Source organism: Comamonas resistens, from assembly GCF_030064165.1.
Lineage (GTDB): Bacteria > Pseudomonadota > Gammaproteobacteria > Burkholderiales > Burkholderiaceae_C > Comamonas > Comamonas resistens.
The window spans coordinates 446,415-469,437 of record NZ_CP125947.1 but is presented as its reverse complement, the minus strand read 5'-3'; the positions used below and the strand labels follow the sequence as shown (position 1 = coordinate 469,437).

The 23,023-nt window shown below is 63.8% G+C and carries 20 protein-coding genes; 11 read left to right on the top strand and 9 right to left on the bottom strand.

Annotation, left to right across the window (positions count from 1 at the left end; translation table 11 throughout):
- Positions 1–21 precede the first annotated feature (21 nt).
- The 3 genes from QMY55_RS02140 to QMY55_RS02130 are packed head-to-tail and all read left to right on the top strand — an operon-like array spanning position 22 to position 2,275.
- A complete protein-coding gene (locus tag QMY55_RS02140; RefSeq protein WP_283487072.1) occupies positions 22–1,038 on the top strand; it encodes a glycosyltransferase family 2 protein in 1,017 nt (338 codons plus the stop codon).
- The gene (locus tag QMY55_RS02135) at positions 1,035–1,451 is read left to right on the top strand and encodes a GtrA family protein (protein ID WP_407650594.1); all 417 of its coding nucleotides are present in this window, start codon (positions 1,035–1,037) and stop codon (positions 1,449–1,451) included. The genes QMY55_RS02140 and QMY55_RS02135 overlap by 4 nt, the downstream gene beginning before the upstream one ends.
- The gene (locus tag QMY55_RS02130) at positions 1,448–2,275 is read left to right on the top strand and encodes a ChbG/HpnK family deacetylase (RefSeq protein ID WP_283487071.1); all 828 of its coding nucleotides are present in this window, start codon (positions 1,448–1,450) and stop codon (positions 2,273–2,275) included. The genes QMY55_RS02135 and QMY55_RS02130 overlap by 4 nt, the downstream gene beginning before the upstream one ends.
- On the opposite strand, the gene QMY55_RS02125 is transcribed toward QMY55_RS02130, so the two are convergent.
- Positions 2,272–3,744: an aminotransferase-like domain-containing protein gene (locus QMY55_RS02125; protein ID WP_283487070.1), complete on the bottom strand. Its 1,473-nt coding sequence runs from the start codon at positions 3,742–3,744 to the stop codon at positions 2,272–2,274. The two genes, QMY55_RS02130 and QMY55_RS02125, sit on opposite strands and share 4 nt — an antisense overlap.
- Before the next feature lie 369 nt (positions 3,745–4,113).
- On the opposite strand from QMY55_RS02125, the gene QMY55_RS02120 reads away from it, so the two are divergent.
- Together QMY55_RS02120 and QMY55_RS02115 are read left to right on the top strand one after the other, a co-directional pair.
- Positions 4,114–5,292, top strand: a complete 1,179-nt coding sequence (locus tag QMY55_RS02120) for an aminotransferase-like domain-containing protein (RefSeq protein ID WP_283487069.1) — start codon at positions 4,114–4,116, stop codon at positions 5,290–5,292.
- Positions 5,293–5,496: 204 nt separating this feature from the next.
- A complete protein-coding gene (locus QMY55_RS02115) occupies positions 5,497–6,465 on the top strand; it encodes a PhzF family phenazine biosynthesis protein (RefSeq protein WP_407650593.1) in 969 nt (322 codons plus the stop codon).
- 10 nt (positions 6,466–6,475) lie between these two features.
- Here QMY55_RS02115 and QMY55_RS02110 read toward each other — a convergent pair whose 3' ends face one another.
- The 3 genes from QMY55_RS02110 to QMY55_RS02100 form a co-directional block, all read right to left on the bottom strand.
- The gene (locus tag QMY55_RS02110) at positions 6,476–7,138 is read right to left on the bottom strand and encodes an ABC transporter ATP-binding protein (RefSeq protein WP_283487068.1); all 663 of its coding nucleotides are present in this window, start codon (positions 7,136–7,138) and stop codon (positions 6,476–6,478) included.
- A 64-nt stretch (positions 7,139–7,202) separates the two neighbouring features.
- On the bottom strand, positions 7,203–8,855 hold the full coding sequence (locus tag QMY55_RS02105) for an ABC transporter permease (RefSeq protein WP_283487067.1): 1,653 nt from the start codon (positions 8,853–8,855) through the stop codon (positions 7,203–7,205).
- 143 nt (positions 8,856–8,998) lie between these two features.
- Positions 8,999–10,027, bottom strand: coding sequence for an extracellular solute-binding protein (locus QMY55_RS02100; protein ID WP_283487066.1), 1,029 nt, complete (start codon positions 10,025–10,027; stop codon positions 8,999–9,001).
- A gap of 282 nt (positions 10,028–10,309) precedes the next feature.
- Here QMY55_RS02100 and QMY55_RS02095 point away from each other — a divergent pair, with 282 nt between their 5' ends.
- From QMY55_RS02095 to QMY55_RS02085, 3 genes are all read left to right on the top strand, one after another.
- On the top strand, positions 10,310–10,981 hold the full coding sequence (locus tag QMY55_RS02095) for a histidine phosphatase family protein (RefSeq protein WP_283488863.1): 672 nt from the start codon (positions 10,310–10,312) through the stop codon (positions 10,979–10,981).
- 48 nt (positions 10,982–11,029) lie between these two features.
- On the top strand, positions 11,030–11,491 hold the full coding sequence (locus tag QMY55_RS02090; RefSeq protein WP_283487065.1) for a hypothetical protein: 462 nt from the start codon (positions 11,030–11,032) through the stop codon (positions 11,489–11,491).
- A 124-nt stretch (positions 11,492–11,615) separates the two neighbouring features.
- Positions 11,616–12,602, top strand: coding sequence for a Bug family tripartite tricarboxylate transporter substrate binding protein (locus QMY55_RS02085; RefSeq protein ID WP_283487064.1), 987 nt, complete (start codon positions 11,616–11,618; stop codon positions 12,600–12,602).
- Positions 12,603–12,707: 105 nt separating this feature from the next.
- Here QMY55_RS02085 and QMY55_RS02080 read toward each other — a convergent pair whose 3' ends face one another.
- Positions 12,708–13,571 (bottom strand): creatininase family protein, encoded by an 864-nt coding sequence (locus QMY55_RS02080; RefSeq protein ID WP_283487063.1) that lies wholly within the window; start codon positions 13,569–13,571, stop codon positions 12,708–12,710.
- 80 nt (positions 13,572–13,651) lie between these two features.
- Between QMY55_RS02080 and QMY55_RS02075 the strand changes: the two genes are divergently transcribed.
- The 3 genes from QMY55_RS02075 to QMY55_RS02065 all read left to right on the top strand — a co-directional run bounded on the left by QMY55_RS02075 (position 13,652) and on the right by QMY55_RS02065 (position 18,230).
- Positions 13,652–15,247 (top strand): MATE family efflux transporter, encoded by a 1,596-nt coding sequence (locus QMY55_RS02075; RefSeq protein WP_283487062.1) that lies wholly within the window; start codon positions 13,652–13,654, stop codon positions 15,245–15,247.
- A 97-nt stretch (positions 15,248–15,344) separates the two neighbouring features.
- Positions 15,345–17,606 (top strand): protein-disulfide reductase DsbD family protein, encoded by a 2,262-nt coding sequence (locus QMY55_RS02070; protein WP_283487061.1) that lies wholly within the window; start codon positions 15,345–15,347, stop codon positions 17,604–17,606.
- Between the two features lie 111 nt (positions 17,607–17,717).
- On the top strand, positions 17,718–18,230 hold the full coding sequence (locus QMY55_RS02065) for a hypothetical protein (protein ID WP_283487060.1): 513 nt from the start codon (positions 17,718–17,720) through the stop codon (positions 18,228–18,230).
- Between the two features lie 62 nt (positions 18,231–18,292).
- On the opposite strand, the gene QMY55_RS02060 is transcribed toward QMY55_RS02065, so the two are convergent.
- The 4 genes from QMY55_RS02060 to QMY55_RS02045 all read right to left on the bottom strand — a co-directional run bounded on the left by QMY55_RS02060 (position 18,293) and on the right by QMY55_RS02045 (position 22,996).
- The gene (locus QMY55_RS02060) at positions 18,293–19,159 is read right to left on the bottom strand and encodes a GNAT family N-acetyltransferase (protein ID WP_283487059.1); all 867 of its coding nucleotides are present in this window, start codon (positions 19,157–19,159) and stop codon (positions 18,293–18,295) included.
- A 182-nt stretch (positions 19,160–19,341) separates the two neighbouring features.
- Complete coding sequence (locus QMY55_RS02055) at positions 19,342–20,091, bottom strand: ABC transporter ATP-binding protein (RefSeq protein ID WP_283487058.1); 750 nt, start codon at positions 20,089–20,091, stop codon at positions 19,342–19,344.
- The gene (locus QMY55_RS02050) at positions 20,088–21,971 is read right to left on the bottom strand and encodes a branched-chain amino acid ABC transporter ATP-binding protein/permease (RefSeq protein ID WP_283487057.1); all 1,884 of its coding nucleotides are present in this window, start codon (positions 21,969–21,971) and stop codon (positions 20,088–20,090) included. The genes QMY55_RS02055 and QMY55_RS02050 overlap by 4 nt, the downstream gene beginning before the upstream one ends.
- A complete protein-coding gene (locus QMY55_RS02045; protein ID WP_283487056.1) occupies positions 21,968–22,996 on the bottom strand; it encodes a branched-chain amino acid ABC transporter permease in 1,029 nt (342 codons plus the stop codon). Before QMY55_RS02045 ends, QMY55_RS02050 begins: the two co-directional genes overlap by 4 nt.
- Positions 22,997–23,023: the final 27 nt, after the last annotated feature.

Genomic DNA, 23,023 nt, shown 5'->3' with positions numbered 1-23,023 from the left:
CTTGCGCGAAAATCCTGCTCCATGACCGATCTTCACGCCGAATATGCTCCCGCAGCCCCGCCAGCCCAGTTGCCGCGTCAGCCGCTGAGGCTGAGCTGCGTGGTGCCGGCCTATAACGAACAAGCGAATATTGAAGGCTTTCTGCGCGCGCTGGCCCAGACGGTCCGGGCTCTGACGCCCGATTTCGAGATCGTGGTGGTCAACGACGGCAGCCGCGACGCCACACATGAGCTGAGCTTGCGCCTTGCGCAGGAGCTGCCGCTGCGCTATCTGGCCTTGTCGCGCAACTTCGGCAAGGAAGCCGCCCTGTCTGCCGGCATAGACCATGCCCGTGGCAATGCCGTGCTGCTGATAGACGCCGATTTCCAGCATCCACTGGAGATGCTGGCCGAAATGCACGAGCTGTGGCAATCGGGTTACGAGATGGTCTATGGCGTGATTGCCGACCGCGCGGCAGAAAGCGGCGCCAAGCGCATGGGTACCCAACTGTTCTACCGTGTGATGAACTCTGGCAGCTCGGTCAAGATGCCGCCCAACGCAGGCGACTTCCGCTGGATGGACCGCAAGGTTGTCGATGCCCTCAAGGCCTTGCCCGAAAACAACCGTTTCATGAAGGGCCTGTACGCCTGGGTCGGTTTCAAGACCGTAGCTCTACCCTTCGTGCCCAAGGATCGCGCCGCAGGCAGCTCCAGCTTCAATCTGCGCCGTCTGGGCTCGCTGGCGCTGCTGGGGCTGACCTCCTTCACCACCCTGCCCCTGCGCATCTGGAGCATGGTGGGTGCCGGCATTTCCCTGCTGGCACTGGCCTATGGCCTGTGGATTGCCATAGAGGCCCTGTTCTTTGGCAACCCGCTGCGCGGCTGGCCCACGCTGGCTGCCAGCATCATGCTGTTTTCGGGCGTGCAGCTGCTGTCCATAGGCATTCTGGGCGAGTACATCGGCCGTATCTACGAAGAGGTCAAGCGCCGCCCCATCTACCTGGTGGCACATGACGAAGACCGCAGCCCTCTGCGTGAACATGAGCGCGAGCCATCGTGATCGCGCAACTGCTGCAAAGACTGCGCCGCCTGCCGCAGCTGCTCCAATTCGTGCTGGTCGGAGGCACGGCCGCTGCCACACATCTGGCGGTGGTCGGCCTGCTGGTTGCTCTGCTGGGCATGCCGCCTCTGGCGGCCAATGTACTGGCGTTTCTGGTGGCTTTTGTCGTCAGCTACAACGGCCATGCCCTGTTCACATTTTCAGCGACCAGAGCCAGAGGCTGGCCGGTGGTGGCCAGATTCTTCGCCGTGGCCTGCCTGTCCTTCGTCGCCAATGAGCTGCTCTACTACATTGCCCTGAACTGGCTGCACTGGCATTACTTCTGGAGTCTGGCCGCCGTGCTGGTGCTGGTGGCCGTCGGCACGTTCGTCATGAGCAAGTTCTGGGCCTTCAAGGCGCACAAGGCCGAATGAATCACATGAGCACCACCCGTCCCATCCTGCTGTGCGCCGATGATTACGCTCTGCACCCCTTGGTGGACGACGCTGTGCGGCAGCTGGCTCTTGCCGGTCGTCTGTCCGCCACCAGTTGCATGACCACTTCGCCCCTCTGGCCACAAGCCGCACCGGCCTTACGGGAGCTGCGCCCCCGGCTCTCTGCCGGCCTGCACTTCAATCTGACCGAAGGCCATGACGGGCAGCATGCCGCACAGGCGCTGGGAACCGTGATCCGGCAAGCCTATGCCCGGCAACTGCCGCAGGCGCAGATGCGCGCGGCCTGGCGCGAGCAGCTCGATGCCTTCGAGCAGGCCATGGGCACGCCACCGGACTTTATCGACGGCCACCAGCATGTGCACCAGTTGCCGGGCCTGCGTGAAGCCATGCAGGCCGAGCTCCAGGCCCGCTATGCCACGCACGAGATGCCCTGGGTGCGCTCCACGGCACCGGCCTCGGGTCTGTGGCGCAGCCCCAAGGCCGCCATCATTGCCTTGCTCGGCGGCTGGGCCACCACCCGGCGGCTGCGCCATGCAGACATTCCCATGAACCATGGTTTTGGCGGCGTCTATGGCTTTGATGCACCCGACACGGCCAGCTACGACAGGCAGATGGCCGCCTGGCTGCCGCATATGGCGGCCGGCGGCCTGCTGATGTGCCACCCGGCCAGCGACGTGGTGGAAGGAGACGCCATTGGCAGGCAGCGCCCCGTGGAATTCGAATATCTGATGTCCGATGCCTTTGGCGAGCTGCTGCAACGCAATAGCTGCCATATTCATCAGGGCCCCATCCATCTGCGCTAGGACTTCTGGGCCTGGGCCCGCATTCCCGCCACCACACGCTCGAAGACACGCCAGAAGGTGGCGTCCTGCGTGGTCGCAAAGTTGATGCGCATGCAGGTGCTGGAGCCCCGGCTGGCGTGGAACATGGCGCCCGGGGCGATCATATAGCCCTCGTCCAGCAGCAACTGGGTCAGCACCTCGGTATCCACACCGGTATCCACCCAACCGAACATGCCCGCAGGCTCGGCCACAAAACGACAGCCGGCTGCCTGGGCCAGCGCCACGCTGCGCGTGCGCGCCTGGGCCAGATGCTGACGCAGCCGCTCGGCATGGCGGCGCAGCTGGCCCTGTTCCATGCACAGGGCCAGGGCCTGCTCCATGGGGGTCGGCGTGGACAGGGTGGACAGCAGCTTGGTGTCCAGCAGCCTCTCGACCAGCTCCGGTGGCGCCGCCATATAGCCCAGGCGCCAATTGGGCACCAGCACCTTGGCAAAGCCGCTGATGTAGATGCTGCGCTGCAAGCGGTCCAGCATCGTCACGCGCGGTGCATGATCGGCAGCGATATGGCAGTAGCTATCGTCTTCCACCACATAGAAGCCGTGGCGCTGCGCCATCTGCAGCACCTCGTGGGCGCTGGCCGCGCTCAGGCTGTAGCCCGTGGGGTTGTGCAGCACGCTGACACTCACATAGAGCTTGGGGGCCATGGTCTCGCAATAGCGCTGCATCACCGCCATGTCCGGCCCCTCGGGCCCGCGCGGCACGGGCAGCACGCGCATGCCCATGGCAGCCAGGCGCGCATATTCAACGGCCCAGCCCGGCTCTTCCACCATTACCGGATCGCCGGGCTGCAGCAGGGCACGGCTCACAATGTCCAGCGCCTGGGTCGCCCCCATGGTGGTGATGATCTGGCCCGGGGCGGCCGCAATGCCTATGCGCTGCATACGCCGGGCCAGCGCCTCGCGCAGACTGCTGTCACCCATGGGCTCGCCATAGCGCACCAAGGATTCGCGCAGCGCCTGCCCGCTGGTGACCTTGCGCATGGCCGCCACCAGAAAGCCGGCATCCAGCCATTCGGCGGGCAGCACACCGGCACCGGGCTGGGGTTTGCCGGCCACGCTCTCCACAAACATGCCGCGAATCAACATGGTGGCGTTGATACGTGTACCCGGTGCGATGCCGACCGGAGTGTCAACCGCTCTGCCATTGATAGCTGCTTGCGCCTTCCCCTCCTGGGTTTGGAGCGGATTCTGTGCATAGTCCCGCACAAAGAATCCACGTTGCGGCCTGGCCTCGACCAGCCCCTGGGCCTGCAACAGGTCGTAGGCGGCCACCACCGTGTACGGACTCACACCCTGCTGGCGCGCGCATTCGCGCACCGAAGGCAGGCGCGCCCCCGCGGGCAGCAGCCGCATGTGTATGCGTTCGGCCAGACGCTCGGCCAGCTGCTGGGTCAGGGTCAGGGCCGCCTGGCGGGACAGGGAGATGGACATGGTGATGGGCGGAAAACTGTACTGAAGCGGACACCAATACAGAAGCAAGAATTGTGAGCCTGTCTGTATAGGTACTGTAATGGTCTCAAGCGTATATTGAATCCATCAACCTCGCTTGGCCGCCCTCTACTGAGGACTTGGGCCACGGTTCATCGCCCACCGGCAGCAGACCAAATCGTCGCAATTGCCCAGCAGCCCACATTGGCAAGCAGGCAGCGACACAATAAACCCACCGCTGGTGCACACTGGCGGCGCTACCCGCGCTGTCAAAAAGCTCGCGCTTTTGCCAGCACATGCCCGACAACGGCGTGAGACCGCACATTGGCCAGTCCCGCCGGGGCTGGCAACGTAGAGATCGAGTACTGTTTTATGACAACCTGGACGCTGGCAGAACGTGCTGCCAAGATGAATTCCTCCGCCATCCGCGAAATCCTCAAGCTGACCGACCGCCCCGGCATCATCAGCATGGCTGGCGGCCTGCCCTCCCCCAAGGCCTTCCCCCTGGATGCATTCACCGAGGCCTGTCAGGCCGTGATGCAGCGCGACGGCGCCGCCGCCCTGCAGTACTCCACCACCGAAGGCTTTGCCCCGCTGCGTCAGGCGATTGCCGACTTCCTGCCCTGGAGCGTTGATCCCGAGCAGATTCTGATCACCACCGGCAGCCAGCAGGCGCTGGACCTGATCGGCAAGATCTTCCTGGACAAGGGCAGCCGCATCCTGGTCGAAAAGCCCACCTATCTGGGCGCACTGCAGGCCTTCACCCCCATGGAACCCGTGGCCGAAGGCGTGGACAGCGATGACGAAGGCATGCTGATCGACGCCTTCGCGGCCCAGGTCGGCACCGGCGCCGACAAGGCCCGTCTGGCCTATGTGCTGCCCAACTTCCAGAACCCCACCGGCCGCACCATGAGCGATGCACGCCGCCAGGCTCTGGTCGACAAGGCCAGGGAGCTGGATATCCCCCTGATCGAGGACAACCCCTACGGCGACCTCTGGTACGAGCAGGAGCCCCCACTGCCCCTGGCTGCACGCAACCCCGAGGGCGTGATCTATATGGGCTCGTTCTCCAAGGTGCTGGCTCCCGGCCTGCGCATCGGCTTCATCGTGGCGCCCAAGTCCGTCTACGGCAAGCTGACCCAGGCCAAGCAGGCCGCCGACCTGCACACCCCCAGCTTCAACCAGCGCGTGGTGGCCGAAGTCATCAAGGACGGTTTCCTGGACCGCCATGTGCCCACCATCCGCGCCATGTACAAGGCCCAGCGCGATGTGATGCTGATGGCGCTGGAGCGCGAGATGGCCGGCCTCGACGTGAAGTGGACACGCCCCGTGGGCGGCATGTTCCTCTGGGTCAAGTTGCCCGCTGGCATGGATGCACAGGCGCTGCTGGCCAAGGCCGTGGAACGCAATATGGCCTTTGTGCCCGGCGCCCCCTTCTATGCCGGCGATGCACAAAACAACACGCTGCGCCTGTCGTATGTGACGGTGTCCGCCGAGCAAATCAACACCGGCATCAAGTCGCTGGCCGACGCGATCAAGGCCAGCCTCTGATCTGAAGGCTCCCCCTGAGGCGCTCCGCGCCTAGGCGGCCCCGCCTTCCCCCTCTCTCGCTTCGCGGGAGGGGGACGACGCCATCGCCGCAAGGCGGCGGGGCCGCCTAGGCTCTTGCTCGGCGTCTCTGATACCCCATGGCATGTGCAATGCCTCATCAACCGGCCCTGCGCCGGTTTTTCTTTTTGCCGACAATCGCTGCCCATGTCTGCCAACGTCTCAACCAGCCCCATCTCCCGTCCCTATATGACCGTGGACGTGTTCACGCAAACCGCGCTGCTCGGCAACCCCGTGGCCGTGGTGCTGAACGCCGATGGCTTGAGCGACACACAGATGCAGGCTTTTGCACGCTGGACCAATCTGTCCGAAACCACGTTTGTGATGCAACCCAGTGCCGACGGGCTGGCCGCAGGCGCCGACTATCTGCTGCGCATCTTCACGCCCGCGGGCGAGCTGGCTTTTGCCGGTCACCCCACACTGGGCAGCTGCCACGCCTGGCTGGCCCAGGGCGGCCAGCCGCGCAATCCGGATCAAGTGCTGCAGGAATGCAAAAAAGGGCTGGTACCCATTACGGCAAGCGCGCAAGGCGCTCTGTTTTTTGAAGCCCCCTCCCTGGACTCCCAGGAGGTGCCGGAAGCCGAGCTGGCCCCCGTGCTGCAAGCACTGGGCCTTGCGCGTGAACAGTTGCTGATGGCGCGCCGCCTCTACAACGGCTCGGCCTGGCTGGGCCTGCTGCTGGACCACCCCGATACCGTGCTGGCGGTGGAGCCGGACTTTGGCGCGCTCAAAAAGCTGGACGCCAAGGCCGGTCTGGCTGCCATTTACGAGGAGCAAGAGGATGCTCCGTTGATAGGCCGCTCCAGCCGCGAGGCGCGCGCCTTTGCCAAGCAAGCCGAGGAAGCAGCGCAGGGCAAGAGCGCCTCTACCCATCCTCAGCTGGAAGTTCGTGCTCTGATCGGTGAAACCGCCAGCGAAGACCCCGTCACCGGCAGCCTCAACGCAGCGCTGGCTCAGTGGCTGACGGGCAAGGGCCTGCTGCAAACGCCCTATACCGCAGCCCAGGGGGTATGCGTGGGCCGCGACGGGCAGGTCCATGTGCAGACCGGCAACAACGGCAAGCTCTGGGTGGGCGGCCATACCATCACCGTGACCAGCGGCCACGTGCTACTGTAAGGCCTCTCTCTTACAGCCCCTGGATGGGCGTCATCTGACAGATCTGGTCGGACATGGTTTCAGCCTCCTGCGCGTTGTGCGTGACCAGGATGGCGGTCTGGCCAGCCGCACGCAGAATGTCGCGCACTTCCAGCGTCAGGCGCTCGCGCGTGGCGGCATCGAGATTGGAAAAAGGCTCGTCCAGCAGCAGCAAGGCCGGGGACGGCGCCAGGGCCCGCGCCAGAGCCACGCGCTGCTGCTGACCGCCGGACAGCTCATGCGGGAACTTGCTGCCTGAATTCGCCAATCCCACCACGGCCAGCAACTCCTGCACACGTTGGTCGCGCTCCGGCTTGCCCATGCGGCGCAGGCCAAAGCCCACGTTCTGTGCGGCAGTCAGATGGGGAAACAGGCCGTACTCCTGGAACATCATGCCCACATGGCGCTGCTCGGGCGGCAGATGGGTTCCGGGGCCGGACAGCAGCACCTTGCCCAGATGAATGCTGCCCGCGCGCACGGGCTCAAAGCCTGCGATGGCACGCAGCACCGAAGTCTTGCCGCAACCCGAGGGCCCCAGCAGGCTGGCGATATGGCCGGCAGGCACTTGCAGGTCAAAGCTCTGCAGCACGGTGTGAAAGCCCTGAGGCGATTCATAGCCCAGATGCAGCTGTGCAATTTGTAGAGAGGCAGTCATGCAATCACTTCACATTCAATAGCTTCTGGCGCAATACCCATAAGCGTTTGAATCCAATTTCATCTTAATTATTTTTCTCTGAAAGCTGGGTACGCGCCAGCAGCATGACGGGAACCAGGCCCGCGACCACAATGCACAGCGCGGCAATCGCGCCTTCTTCATAGGTGCCGCGCGCGGCTTCGGCATAGAGCCAGGTGGCCAGGGTATCGAAGTCGGCCGGGCGCAACAGCAAGGTGGCAGGCAACTCCTTCATGGCATCGACAAACACCAGCATGGCGCTGGTGACCATGGCAGGGCGCAGCAGCGGCAGATGCACGCGGCGCAGGGTTCCCAGACGGCTTTCACCCAACAGGCGCGAAGCCTGCTCCAGCGTCGGCGGAATGCGGGCCAGCCCCGCCTCGATACCGCCCACGGGCATGACCAGAAAACGGATCACGCAGGCCACGACCAGCACCACGCCTTGCCCCATCAGTGGCAAACCCTCTGCACCAAACAACCGGGCCAGCCCGGCATCCAGCGCCAGCGCAGGCGTCAGCAAGCCTATGGCCAGCACCGTGCCCGGCACGGCATAACCCAGCGCCGCCAGTTGCGCCTGCCAGCGCGAAGGCGCACGCGTGCTGACACTGGTACGCGTGGCCCAGGCCACGACCAGACCGGCAGCAACCGCGATCACGGTCACCCCCAGCGCCAACCCCAGCGTATTGAGCAGGCTGGACCACAGACCTGCCGAGATACCCGTGCCATGGGCAAAACGCTTGGCACTTTCCCAGGCCAGATAGGCTGCGGGAGCGGCAAAACCGATGAGCACGGGCACGCTGCAAAACAGCGTGGCCAGCCAGGCCGTGCGGGCTGGCAGACGATGCGATGCTATCGCCCGCATGCGCTGGGCCGAGCCAAAGCGCTGACGGCTGCGGCCTTGGCGTTCCAGCCAGACCAGGGCCACCACGGCCAGCAGCATGGAGCAGGCGATCTGCGCAGCCCCAGCCAGATCGGAGCGCGTGACCCAGGTGGTGTAGATCGACACCGTGAGCGTGTGCACGCCCAGGAACTCGGACGCACCTATGTCGTTAAGGGTTTCGAGCAGGGCCAGGCTCAGGCCCACGACCAGCGCCGGCCGCGCCATGGGCAGGGCCACTCGGCAAAAAGCACCCCAGCGCGTCTCGCCCAGCGAGCGCGCCGCTTCCATCAAGTGCGCAGGCTGGGTCATGAACATGGCCCGCGCCGTCATATAGACATAGGGGTAGAGCGTGAAGCCCAGCACAAAGATCGCACCGCCCATGGAGCGCAGATCGGGCAGCCGCCACTGGCGCGGGCTGTCGTAGCCCAGCAACCAGCGCAGTGCACCCTGCACCGGGCCAATGGGGTGCAGCAGATCCAGGTAGGCAAAGGCCACGATATAGGCCGGCATGGCCAGCGGCAGCAGCAGCGCCCAATGCAGCCAGCGCCGCCCCGGAAAGTCATAAGCCGTCACCAGCCAGGCGCAGCCCGTGCCGACAATCAGCACCAGCAGGCCCACCCCGCCCAGCAGCCAGGCCGTATTGGCGGCAGCATCGGGCAGCACATAGCGCACCAGATCCTGCCAGTGCGAAAAATCGGCCCCCAGCGCCAGCCAGGCCAGTGAGGCAATGGGCGCCAACACCCCCAGCGCAATCAACCAGCTTGCGCCCTGCCACACCGGCCCGACGGGCCGCAGCCCGGAACGAAGATAAGAAAACATCAAAAAATCGAAAAGGAAACGGCCCTTGGACAGGCATGCTCCATCAAAGGAACACCGAGCAAGAGCCGCCTCGCAGCGAAGGTGTTGTCCCCCTCACGCGAAGCGAGAGAGGGGGAAGGCGCATCAGCGCCTCAGGGGGCTACTTATTTATCAAACCCCACCTTGTCCACCAGCAAGCTGGCCTGCTTGCGGTACTTGGCGATCTCGGTCAGCGGCAGCGGGTCGATCTTGATCTCGCCAATGCTCTGGGCCACCACGGGGTCCAGCGCCACACCCTTGCGCACGGGGTGCTCGTAGTTGGCCTGGGCATACATGTTCTGGGCCGATTCGGAGACCAGGAACTCCAGCAGCTTCACGGCCTGCTCGCGGTGAGGCGCATGCTTGGCTACCGAAGCACCGCTGATGTTCACATGCGTGCCGCTCTTGGGGTCTGCAAACGTGGGCTTGACGACCTTGATGGCATCGCCCCACTTGCGTGCGTCCGTGCCTTCCTTGGCCGCCTTCATATGGCCCACGTAATAGGTGTTGGCCAGGCCCACATCGCAGATGCCGCCCAGAATGTCGCGTGCCACATCGCGGTCGCCGCCCGTAGCCTTGCGCGCCAGATTGGCCTTCACGCCCTTGAGCCACTGCTCGGTCTTGGCCTCGCCCTCATGGGCAATCATGGCGGCAATCAGCGCCGTGTTGTAGGGGTGCTGGCCGGCACGGCTGCAGACCTTGCCCTTGAACTGGGGCTTGGCCAGGTCTTCGTAGCGGAAGGCGCCGATCTTCATGTCCTTTTCGGCATACAGCACACGGGCGCGCATGGACAGCGCAAACCACTGATTGTCTGCCGCGCGCAACTGGCCGGGAATGGCTGCCTCCAGTGCCGCCGACTTCACGGGCTGGGTCACGCCACCGTCGACCAGATCCAGCAGATTGCCGATATCCACGGTCATCAGCACATCGGCGGGGGAGCGCTCGCCTTCGGCCTTGACGCGCTCCAGCAGACCATCCTTGACGAAGACGGTCTTCACGCCGATCTTGGTCTGGGCAGTGAAGGCCGACAGCAGCGGCTGGATCAATGCCGGTTCACGCGTGGTGTAGAGCGTGATGTCCTCGGCGTGGGCGGACAGCGCAGGGGCGCACAGGCTGGCAACGGCGGCCAGTGCAAACAAGGGTCGTCGGAACATGGAGGTCTCCAGAAGGTGACAGAAAGCGCACAAAAAAGCACGCTCCGCAACGGGCGCCGGAACAAGGGCTCTGCCGCACTGCAGCAAAGACAGGTTCCAGGCGCTGGAAGCGGAGCGTGATGTTATGTTTTTGAGAATAGCTCTCAATCATCTTAACCGCTCTTGGCCTGCGCCTGGCAGCACATACCAGACCGCCGCAGTGGCCCTATGGCTGTCGCCCAAGCGCCATCAGGTCGCCCGCATGACAGCGCCGGGCAAAACCGCCGCAACACAATCCGCCCCATGGGAACCCTCTACCTTGTGCGCCACGGCCAGGCCTCGTTTGGCGCCGATGATTACGACCAGCTCAGCGAACGCGGTCAGGCGCAGGCCGTGCGCCTGGGTGAGTACTGGCGCGAGCGCGGGCTGAAGTTCGATACTGTCTATGCGGGCACGCTCAAGCGCCACCAGCAGACTCTGGCCGGCATCGAGCAGGGGATGGGGAGCAGCGCAAGCCTGCAAAGCCGCCCCGGGCTCAATGAATACGACAGCGAGGCACTGCTGCGCGCCATCCACCCCGCCCCCCTGCCCAGGCCCGATACGCCCGAGCTGTACCGCCACCACTTTCGCCTGCTTTGCGATGCGCTGGCACAGTGGATGGGAGGCACCATCAGCCCCGAGGGCATGCCCGACTGGGAAAGCTTCTCGGGTGGCGTGCACCAGGTACTGGAAGAAATACGCCATGCCCACAGCGGCCGGAATGTGCTGCTGGTCAGCAGCGGCGGCCCCATCTCCACGGCCGTGGGCCAGGTGCTGGGCACCTCGCCCGAGGTGACGATTGCCCTCAATATGCGGCTGCGCAATATCGCGGTCAGCGAATTCAGCATCAATCCCAAGCGGCTGATGCTGCAGACCTTCAACACCCTCAACCACCTGGACACCGATAAGCACCGCAGCTGGATCACCAGTGCATGAATGGCGGCAAAGCTGTGCAGCAGGCACACAATCTGATACAAGTCCTGCATGCATCAAGTCACGCTCCATCTCGGTGAAACCACGCTGACCCTGACTGCCGGTAACGCGCAGCGCCTGCTGCCCATTGGCATTTCCACATTGACCCAGGCCTTTGGCCATCGCATGCCCAATGCTCTGACGCTGGAAAACGCCATTGCCAATGTGGAAGATGCCATCATGCCTGCCGGGCAATGGCTGCCGTCCGAGGCCCGGGTGCTGGGCAGCCGCGATGCGCTGGTCGGCCAGCTGATCCAGAACGCCACGGGCCTGCCCCATGCCCAGAGCGCCAGCCGTGAAGCCGTGGAAAACCTGTTCTCCGCCCTGGCCCGTCAGGCATTGCAGCCGGGCTTTCATGAGCTGCAGCTGACACAGACCGCCGAATCGGCCGCTGCCCTGCTGATACTGCGCGAGGCCATGCACCACTGGGGCATGACGGAAGTCCTGGCCATCGATGCACAGCCGGGCGACTGAACGACCGGCACCAGCCTCGCTATCTTTTTCAGGCATAGCTGGCAGAGCGGTTTTCCGCTGTGTCGCCTCCTGGTTTTGCGCCAAACTGTGCCGATTAGGTTTCAGCTACAGAGAGACACAGACCATGAAGCGTCGCCATTTCACCCAATCCCTGATCAGCGCTGCAGCGGGGGCTGCCTTGCTGACAGGGTTTGCCGCAACCGCTCAGGCCGAAGGCCTGTCCAACCGTCCCATTCGCATCGTCGTGCCCTTTGGCGCCGGTGGCGTGGCCGATGTCACGGCCCGCGTCGTGGCCCAGCAGTTGTCCGCCCAGCTCGGCCAGCCCGTGGTCATCGACAACAAGCCCAGCGCCGGTGGCATCGTGGCGGCCGATACCGTGGCCAAGTCCGCGCCCGACGGCCATACGCTGTTCCTGATGTCCAACGGCAGCGCCGTCACGGTGAATCTGTTCAACCACCTGCCCTTCGACATGGTCAAGGACCTGACGCCGATCTCCACCCTGGGCTACTTCGACATCGGCGTCATCACCGATGCCAAGTCGCCGTTCAAGAATCTGGGCGAGCTGATCGGCTACGCCAAGGCCAACCCCGGCAAGCTGAACCTGGGCAGCATCAACGTGGGCAGCACCCAGCATCTGGCGGCCGAGCTGTTCAAGACCACAGCCGGCATTGACGCGCAGATCGTGCCCTTCAACGGCACGCCCGCCGTGGTGACGGCCCTGCGCGGCAAGCAGGTCGATGCGGCCGTGGAAATCCTCACCCCCATCATGGGACAGATCAATTCCAAGGCCGTGAACCTGCTGGCCGTGACCGGCGACAAGCGCTCGCCGCTGCTGCCCAATGTGCCCACGGCCCAGGAATCGGGCGTCAAGGGCTTTGTGGCTTCCTCCTGGAATGCGCTGGCCGCACCGTCCAGGACTCCGGCTGCCGTCATCGCCCGCCTGAACCAGGAAATCAACGCTGCCGTCAACAACCCCGAAGTCGCCAAAAAGCTGCGTGAGCTCAATGTGCAGGCCCAGGCCAGCACGCCCGAGCAGACGGCCAAACTGCTGCAGTCTGAAATCAAGCGCTGGGGCGATGTGATCGTTCAGGCAAAAATACCGAAGCAATGACAGCGAGGACTATGCTTTCAGTAGCTTCTAGCGCTTGACAGCAATGGAGTTCAATACAAAACAGCCTGCATTTGCAGGCTGTTATTGCGTGAACGGCTCCTGAATTCAAAGTGGCTGCGGCTGATTCCCTACCGTGCTCAGCGGCAGATCATGAATCTCGCCCAGCAGCCTGACCAGACCTTCTGCGGCGGACTGCACAACCTTCGCGCCGCGCTCGGCCGTGGCAGCGGCGGAATTGCCCACCGCTCCGGCCGGGTTGTAGTCCTCGATGGCCCAGCCCAGCTTGGCGCTGCGGCCATTGCCGATGAAGTGATATTTGCCGGCCCGCACTTCCGAGCTGGAGGCGAAGTTCTGCGCGCGCTCCATGTGCACGGTCTCGGGTGCCAGATGCAGCATCATCGATGTTTCCACCTCGCCGCCGTGAATGCCGAAGCGGTGCTCATGCGCACAGAACTGCTGGTTGGCCGCATCGTCCACCAGCCCGAACCAGCTGGCGCTGTAAACCAGCAGGCCATGCTTGATGCGCAGCTCGCGCGCCACGATATCCATCACGCTGACCTGACCGCCATGGCCGTTGAGCAGCAGCAGCTTTTTCACCCCGGCGCGCGCCACGCAGGCGCCCAGCTGCGTCCACAGCGCAATCAGCGTGGCAGGCTCCAGCGTCAGCGTGCCCGCGTAATGGCTGTGCTCCACCGACAGACCGATGTTCTGCGGTGGCAGAAACAGTACCGGCAGATCTGCAGGCAGCTGCGGCAAGGCCGCCGCCACCACGCCGTCAACCAGGCTGGCATCCACCGACAACGGCAGATGCGGCCCATGCTGTTCCACCGCGCCCACCGGTAGCACGGCCACGGTGTCGGCGGCCAGCCCGTTGGTCTGGGCCAGCGCAAAGTCATGGGCCGAGACCTGGGCCCAGAAGCGTGAAGGCCAGCGCGCAGCGGGAGGGAAGGTATTGCTCATGCCCGTCATCGTAGCGGCTGCGACGCTCTCCAGGGCCGGGAGTCGCCATCGGTCAACACAGAAATGTGGCCTGCCGCCACAATCGCTGCATGCCCGAAGCCAGCACCAGTCATTCCAAGCCCCCCATGTCCAAGCCACGGACCCGTGATCTGACCCAGGGTCCGATTGCCAGTACCTTGCTGACCTTCGCCCTGCCCATACTGGCCGGCAATGTGCTGCAGTCGCTCAATGGTTCGGTCAATGCCGTCTGGGTGGGCGGGCACCTGGGGGAAGCGGCGCTGACGGCCACGGCCAATGCCAACAATGTGATGTTTGCGCTGATTGGTGCCATGTTCGGCGTCAGCATGGCCACGAACATCCTGATCGCCCAGTCCATGGGCGCGCGCAACATTGCCCAGGCCAAGCGCGTGCTGGGCAGCAGCGCCACCTTCTTCGGGCTGATTTCCCTGCTGCTGGCCTTGCTGGGCTGGCCGCTGTCGCACACGTTGATGCACTGGATGGGCACGCCCGAGGCCTCGCTGCCGCTGGCCGAGTCTTATCTCAAGGTCATCTTTCTGGCCATTCCCCTGCTGTTCATGTTCACTTTTGTGACGGCTGCCTTGCGGGGCTCTGGCGATACGCGCACGCCGTTCTGGTTCCTGCTCATCGTGGTGGTGCTCGATATCTCGCTGAACCCGCTGCTGATCTTTGGCTGGGGTCCGGTGCCGGCCCTGGGCATCCAGGGCTCGGCCCTGGCCACGCTGATTGCCAACGGCCTGAGCTTTTTCGCGCTATTGGGCTGGCTGCACAAACACCGCCACCCGCTGTGGATAGGCCGGCGCCAGCTGGGCCTGTTCAAGCCTGACTGGACGATTGTGCGCACGCTGGTCGTCAAAGGCCTGCCCATGGGCGTGCAGCTGATGATGATTTCCATGGCCATGATCGCCATGATCTCCCTGGTCAACGCCTTTGGCGTGCTGACTTCATCGGCCTATAGCGCAGCGCTGCAGCTATGGACCTATGTGCAGATGCCGGCCATGGCCATTGGCGCAGCCTGTTCGTCCATGGCCGCCCAGAACGTGGGCGCAGGGCTGTGGAAGCGCGTGGACGCCACGGCGCGGGCAGGCATGCTCATCAATGTGCTGCTGACCGGCGGGCTGATCGTCCTGATCCTGCTGCTGGACCGCCATGTGCTGGGCTGGTTTCTGCCCACGGGCAGCGCCTCGCTGGAGGTGGCGCGCCACCTCAACCACATTGCCATAGGCTCTTTTTTGTTCTTTGGCGTGACCTTTGTACTGTCCGGCGTGGTGCGTTCCACGGGCGCCGTGCTCGCCCCCATGCTGATTCTGGGCATTGCCATGTGGGGCATTCGCGTACCTGCGGCCAAATGGCTTCAACCCCTGCTGGGTGTGGACGCCATCTGGTGGAGCTTTCCCATCAGCTCGACCGCCTCGGTGCTCATGATCCTGGCCTATTACCGCTGGGGCAACTGGCGCAAGGCCCGCATGCTGCCCACAGGAACAGGTGCTGCGGCCTCCACGCCCTCAACCAGCGCCCCATTCAAGGCCGACGCTGACGCCCCTGCGCTGGACAGCGATGCCCTGCTGGAGCGATCCCCTGCCTGTGACCGCGTGGCCATTCCCGCCGAAGTGGCGGGCCTGCCGCCAGGCCCCGTGGCCAATCAGGCCAAGACGGCGGACTCCTGAGACCATAGGCTTGCCGCCCCCTCATACTGCCTTCACCTTGCCAGCGCATACTGCCAAGCTGGAACCAAATCATGCGATCACGCTCCCAGTAATGGTCATGCCGTCCCGCCCTTTTTCTCCCCGTATTCACCTCAGCGCTGCAGCACTGTGGTTTTTTGCACTGCTTTTGATAGCTATCAGCGCTTTACCCATAAGTGCTAGAGCCCAAATCAACCTTAAAACCTCCAGCGGTGCGCCATCCTCTGTCGTTCAGACCCCGCGCGTGCGCGCAGAGCTGGTCGCGCAAGCCCCCGATGGCGTGCAGCCCGGTCAAACCCTGTGGCTGGGCCTGCAACTGGATCACGAGCCGGGCTGGCATACCTACTGGAAAAATGCGGGGGACTCCGGCCTGCCCACCGATCTGCAGTGGCAGCTTCCTGCGGGTCTCAGCGCTGGCGCCATAGCCTGGCCGGTCCCTCATGCACTGCGCGTAGGCCCTCTGGTCAATTACGGCTATGAGGGCCGCATCCTGCTGCCGGTGCCCGTCAAGGTGGCGGCGGACTTCCAGGCTCCTGCCAGCGGCAGTGCAGAGATTCACCTTTCGGCCAGCTGGCTGATCTGCCGGGTGGAATGCATCCCCGAAAGCGGCGAATTCACGCTGCAGCTGCCCGTACAGGGCTCTACCGCCACCCATGGCGACGACTTTCTCAAGGCTCACACCCTGCAACCCGTGCAGCTGGGCACGGCGGGCAAGGCCACGGTGCAAGCCGCCGCAAGTGACGACCGCATCAATGTCCGCATTTCCGACCTGCCCGCGGCCCTGCAGGGTCAGCCGCTTGAGCTCTATCCCGAGAATGCCGACACCTTCAAACACGCAGCAGAGTCCAGCAAGGACTGGCAGCAGCGCTGGGACGGCAGCACCTGGGTAGCAGAAGGCTTGCCGCTGTCGGACATGCGCGGCGAAACACCCAAGCAGCTGGCCGTGGTCGTGGCCCTGCCAGCCGCGGCGCGCGACACAGCCTTGTCGCAAGGCCGGCCCATTGCCTGGCGCAGCGAACTCGATGTGGATGGCCAATGGACAGCCGCCGCGCTGACCGGCGTTTCTCCGGCCCTGGCAGCGGCGCTGGAAGCCAACAAGAATGCCGCGGCAGCGCCCACTGCCCCCTCTTCCGCAAGCGCATCCAGCCTCTGGGCGGCCTTGCTGGGCGGGCTGATCGGCGGGCTCATCCTCAACCTCATGCCCTGCGTCTTCCCGGTCCTCGCCATCAAGGTGCTGGGCTTTGCCGGCCACGGCCAGAACCAGCGTGCCCAGCGCATGGGCGGCCTAGCCTATGCCGCCGGCGTCATCCTGTCCTTTCTGGCCCTGGGAGCACTGCTGCTGAGCCTGCGCGCTGCCGGCCAGCAACTGGGCTGGGGCTTTCAGCTGCAATCACCTGCGGTGGTTGCCGTACTCGCCGCCCTGTTCACCGTGCTGGGCCTGAACCTGGCCGGCCTGTTCGAGTTCGGCAGCATCCTGCCCAGCCGCCTGGCCAATGCCCAGGCGCGCAACCCGGTCGTGGACTCCTTCCTGTCCGGCGTGCTGGCCGTGGCCATTGCCTCGCCCTGCACAGCCCCCTTCATGGGGGCATCGCTGGGCTTCGCCATCGACATGCCCACGGCACAGGCCCTGACGGTGTTCGGCGCTTTGGGTGTGGGCATGGCCCTGCCCTATGTGCTGGCGGCCTTTGTGCCCGCCATCGTACGCTGGCTGCCGCGCCCCGGCGCCTGGATGCAGACCTTCCGTCATGCCATGGCCTTTCCCATGTTTGCCACCGTGGTCTGGCTGGTCTGGGTGCTGGGCCACCAAAGCGGCGTGGATGCTGCAGCCGCCCTGCTGGCCTTGCTGCTGGCGCTGGCGGCCCTGATCTGGGCTCTGGGCCTGGTGGGCAAAAGCCGCGCCGTCCTGGGCACTGCAGCCGTGCTGCTTGCTGCAGCCATCGGCTATTACGCAGTGCCCATGATTTCCGCGCCAGCCGCGAGCGTCACGCAGGCCGAATCAGGCGAACTCTGGCAGCCCTGGTCAGCCGAGAAAGTACAGTCGCTGCAATCGGCAGGGCAGCCCGTGTTTGTGGACTTCACTGCCGCCTGGTGCGTGACCTGCCAGGTCAACAAACGCACCACCCTGAACAGCGCCGAGGTGCTGAATGCCTTCGAGCAGCGCAAGGTGCAGCTGATGCGGGCCGACTGGACGCGCCAGGACCCGGCCATCACCCAGGCATTGCATGACCTGGGACGCAGCGGCGTGCCTGTCTATGTGCTCTATGCCCCCGGCAAGCCCCCCGTGGTTCTGTCGGAGCTGCTGAGCAAGTCCGAAGTTCTGGGAGCGCTGGAACAGATATAGACCTGAGACTCCCCTATGGCACAAGCGCCGCAAACGGTCTAGACTGAACTCGTCTACCACCCAGGCGCTACCCGCACCTGCGGGCCGCCTGAACCGTTCAGGAGGTGAGCCATGCATGCCGATCTCTCCCATTCCCCGACCCGGCGCCATCCTTTTTTGCGCGCTCTGGGCTTGGCCAGTTTGGCAATTGCAGGACTGATTCTTCCTTTCGTGTGGGATGTCCTGAGCCTGGTCAACGAGATGCCCAAGATGAACTGGCTGCAGCATGCGCTGGCACAGGCTCCCGCGCTGAGCTGGCTGATGATGTTTGTCTGGGGTGCCGCCATCCCCGGTGTACTGCTGTGGAGCATGCACCAGGAAAAGCACCACAAGATAGCCACCATCGCCACCATGCTGGTACTGATGTGGGTTGCCGTGACCTGGTATGTGCACATGCCTGTCAGCGGTCAGTGCGACAGCCTGTATTCGCAATGGAGCTGGGCCTGCACCGTTTTGCAATGGGCTTACAGCCTGAGCCTGGGTCTGGCCACCGCCACCTATGTGTTCGTCATGCTGGGTCTGGGCCTGTCGGCACTGGGCCTGCTGGCCGAAGGGCTCGATGAGAAACCGGCTCACGCGTCCTGACGATCCGAACGATCACAGCAAAAAGCGCCCTCTGCGGGCGCTTTTGTTTGCGGAATAGCCGCTCAGCTCTTGCTGCCGCGTGCAAACAGGCGCAGATAGCGCGAGGGCAGATCCTGCATGCGCATCATGATGGGCAGGTCTGCGGTGTTGAAGTCGCTGTCCCAGGCTGGCGCCCCCAGCACCTTGGCGCCCGTGCGCAGATAGCCCTGAATCAAGGCGGGAGGCTCCACCTTCAGGGCGTCGGCCGAAACATGGCTGATATGCGCCAGCTCTTCGGGCAAGGCCACGCGGGGACGCACCTGCAGCTCGGGTTCGGCCAGATGAGTCTGGCGCAATTGCTGCCAGATACGTGCAGGCCCTTCGCCATGTGCCAGACCCGGATACTGCATGGGAATGCTGGCACAGCCCACCATGGCTTCGAGCCGGTTACGCTGCATGAACTCGGCCAGCGCGCCCCATAGAGCCAGAATCACCCCCCCCTGGCGGTGATCGACATGCACGCAGCTACGGCCCAGCTCCACCATGCGGTCACGCCAGACGTTGATGGGCGTCAGGTCAAATTCCTGATCGCTGTACAAGCCCCCTGCACGCTGAGCCTGGGCGGGAGTCAACAGACGGTAGGTACCGATGACGCGCTCCTGTTCTTCGTCGCAGATCATCAGGTGTTCGCAGAAGTCATCAAAAGCATCGACATCGTGGCCTGCCACCGGAGTCTGCAGAACGGCTCCCATCTCCTGGGCAAACACCTGATAGCGCAGGCGCTGCGCCTGACGGACTTCATCAAGATGCCTGGCCCAGCGCACCTGCAAGCGCAGGGCTGGCGCAGCTGCATTTGGAGGGGAAGAGCGGGAAGAAAGCGGAACAAGCGGTGACTGGGGTGTCGTGATGGCCTGGTTGTTCAGTGCATCAAGTACCTCGGGATGCCTCATCTCTGCTTTCCTCTCAGTGTTGGACGCAGTTGGCGGCCTGCCTGTGCCACACGGTGTGTCTGCGTGCGGTCATTGTGAAAAACGCAGATGAAGGCTGCGAGTCATTTTCATGACGTTTGAATGACAGCTACCCAAGAAAAACGCAGCTCAGGAGCTGCGTTGAGGTGCAGGAGAGAGGTAGCTCAGGCCACTTCGACAGCCGTCTTGTTGCCTATGCCCAGATAGGTCTCGATGATGCGTTTGTCGCCCAGCAGATCACTGGCCTTGCCACTCAGCGCCACGGAGCCCATCTCCAGCACATAGGCACGGTCTGCCACCTTGAGAGCAGCGCGCGCGTTCTGTTCGACCAGCAGCACGGAAACGCCGTGGTTGCGCAGGCTGGCCACCACCTGCAGCACCTCCTTGACGATCAACGGAGCCAGTCCCAGCGAGGGTTCATCGAGCATCAGCAAACGTGGCTTGGCCATCAGTGCGCGGCCAATGGCCAGCATCTGGCGCTCGCCACCGGAGAGCGTGGATGCCATCTGTGCCCGCCGCTCCTTCAAGCGAGGGAAGATGGCAAACACCTCCTCCATGCGTGCGTTCTGGTCACGCTGCCCCTTGCGCCACAGAGAAAAACCGCCAAGCAGCAAGTTGTCTTCGACAGACATCTCGCCAAACAGCTCGCGCTTTTCAGGCACTAGGCCCAGCCCCCGGGAAACCATGCCTTCCACCGAGGGCTTGGCAATACGCTCGCCATCCAGCCGGATCTCCCCCTTGGACGGCAGCAGACCCATGGCCGCCGACAGCAGCGTGGTCTTGCCCGCACCGTTGGGGCCGATCACCGTGACGATCTCGCCGGCCTGGACGTTTAGCTGAACCTGATGCACGGCCTCCACAGGGCCGTAAAAAACGCTCAGCCCGCGCAGTTCAAGCAATGTCTCGCCACTCATGCTGCGGCCTCCTCATCGTCACCACCACCCAGATAGGCGTCGAGCACGCGTTGATTGGACTGAATCTGGGCCGGCGTGCCTTCGGCAATAACCGTACCGAACTCCAGCACCGTGATGCGATCGGCCAGATTCATCACAAACTCCATATCGTGCTCCACCACCAGAATGCCAAGACCTTCGGCACGCAACTGACGCAGCAGATTGCCCAGCGCCTGTTTTTCAAGGTGCCGCAGACCAGCAGCGGGCTCGTCCAACAGCAAGGCCGCTGGCTGACTGGCCAAGGCCCGGGCAATTTCCACGATGCGCTGCTGGCCCAGGGCCAGCGAGGCGGCAGGCACATCGGCATAAGGCCCCAGCCCGCATCTCTCGATCTGCCTACGCGCTTCTGCCAGCAATGCGGCCTCTTCGCCCCTGTCCAGACGCAACATGGATGCCATCCATCCCTTGTGGGCCCGCTGGTGCGCGCCCAGCGCCACGTTCTCCAATACCGAGCGCTGCCCCAGCAGACGCACATGCTGGAAAGTGCGCCCCAGGCCCAGTGCGGCAAACCGGCGCGAAGGCGCATCGCCCATGACCTCGCCCATCAGCTGCACCTGGCCTTCGGTCGGCGAGTCAACCCCGGAGATCATGTTGAAGAACGTGCTCTTGCCCGCACCATTGGGGCCGATCAAGGCATGAACTTCACCAGCCTTGAGCTGCATGGAGACATCGTTGTTGGCCACCAGCCCACCAAATCTCTTGATGACATGCTCGGCTTTCAGCAGCACCGTGCCGACAGCAGGCAAGGAGCGCTGATCCAGCGGTTGAGGCGCTCCCTGCAGCTTTTTCTCTGGCGGGCGCACCAGCCCGGCCGTCAGGCGCTGAAACGTGGGCCACAGCCCCTCGGCAAAGCGTTGCAGCACCAGCACCATGAGCAGGCCAAAGACGATGACTTCAAAATTGCCGTTGCTGCCAAGCAGGGCCGGCAGAATGTCCTGCAGCTTTTCCTTGAGTAAGGTGATGATGGAAGCGCCCAGAACTGCGCCCCACAGGTGACCGGCCCCGCCGACCACGGCCATGAACAGGTATTCGATGCCGATGTTGAGATTGAACGGTGCCGGGCTGACAAAGCGCTGCATATGCGCATACAGCCAGCCCGACAGAGTTGCCAGCAGCGCCGCCAGCACAAACAGCTTGACGCGGTAGCGCGCGGTATTCACCCCCATGGATTCCGCCATGACCTGCCCGCCCTTGAGGGAGCGTATGGCCCGGCCCTCACGCGAATCCAGCAGGTTGTAAAGCAGCCACATGGCCAGCAGCATCACGCCCCAGATCACCACGCCCATGGTGCGCGAGGAAGACAGATCAAGCCCGGCAATCCTGATCGCGGGAATCCCTGTCAAACCGGTCTGGCCGCCCAGAAACTCCATATTGCCGAACAGGTAGTACAGACTCAGCCCCCAGGCGATGGTGCACAGCGGCAGATAGTGGCCCTGCAGCTTCACGGTGACCGAGCCCAGCACCCAGGCTACGACAAAGGTGATGACAAAGCCCAGCACCAGACCCAGCCAGGGCAGAGCCTGGGCGCCAAACAGGCCACCCAGGGCATTGACAGCCATGGGCGATGTGCAGACCCAGGCTGTTGCATAGGCCCCTACTCCCACGAAAGCCGCCTGACCGAACGATGTCATTCCGCCCACACCGGTCAGCATCACCAGACCCAGTGCCACCATGGAATACAGGCCGATGTAGCAAAGCAGAACAATCGTGAAGTCCGGCAGAAAATTCCAGCTCAGCGCCAGTGCCAGAATCACCACGGCCGTCAGCATCCGTGCGCTGATCAGGCCTCGACGCTCCGGCAGCACGGCAGTTGCTGCCTGGGTAGATACGGGCGTACTCATTCTTCTTCCTCCACATGGTGGCTGTTACGCGAGCGCCACCACAGCACCGGAATGATCAAGGTGAAGACCAGAACCTCCTTGTAGGCACTGGCCCAGAAGGAGGAAAACGCTTCCAACAGCCCCACCAGAACGGCACCCGCCAAGGCCAGCGGGTAGCTGGCCAGTCCACCCACAATGGCGGCCACAAAGCCTTTGAGACCGATCAGAAAACCGGTGTCGTAGTACACAGTCGTCAAAGGGGCGATCAGCAAACCGGAGATGGCGCCGATCAGCGCCGCCAGTGCAAAGCTCACGTCACCGGCCAGCCCGGTAGGGATGCCCATCAAACGTGCGCCCACGCGGTTGATGGCCGTGGCGCGCAGAGCCTTGCCCACCATGGAGCGGCCAAAGAACACGAACAGCGCCAGCACCAGCGCAATGGTCACCCCGATGACGACCAGCGACTGACCTGAAACCGGGATGTCGCCCAACTGGAAAGAGGCTTCTGAAAATGCAGGAGTGCGTGAGCCTTCTGCACCAAAGAAATAGAGTCCCAGCCCCACCAGAACGCCATGCATGGCTACGGAAACAATGAGCAGGCTGAGCACGGTGGCATTGGCCAGCGGGCGATACACGAGGCGGTACATCAGCGGCCCCATGGGAGTGATGATGGCCAGGGTGGTGACGGCCTGCAGCATCAGCGAAGACGGCCGCAGCACATAAGCCAGCAAAAAGGCCAGGCCTGGAGCGAGCACCGTCCAGAACAGCGAAGCGGGCCAGCTGACCTCCCGCCCCGTCAATGAGCGCAAGATGTCGATCACCAGAACAATGGCTGCCAGCACCAGCAGCAGCCACAGCGTGGACGGCAAATGCTTGGCCTGCATCATGGCCAGGGTCAACGCCCCAAAGGAAACGAACTCACCCTGCGGTATGAAGATGACCCGGGTAACGGAAAAGACGAGCACCAGGGCCACCGCCAACAGCCCATAGATGGCGCCGTTGACAATGCCATCCTGCCCAAGCAGCAAGGCAATCTGCAAATCCATGATGGAAACTTTCGCTGAAGCCGCCCG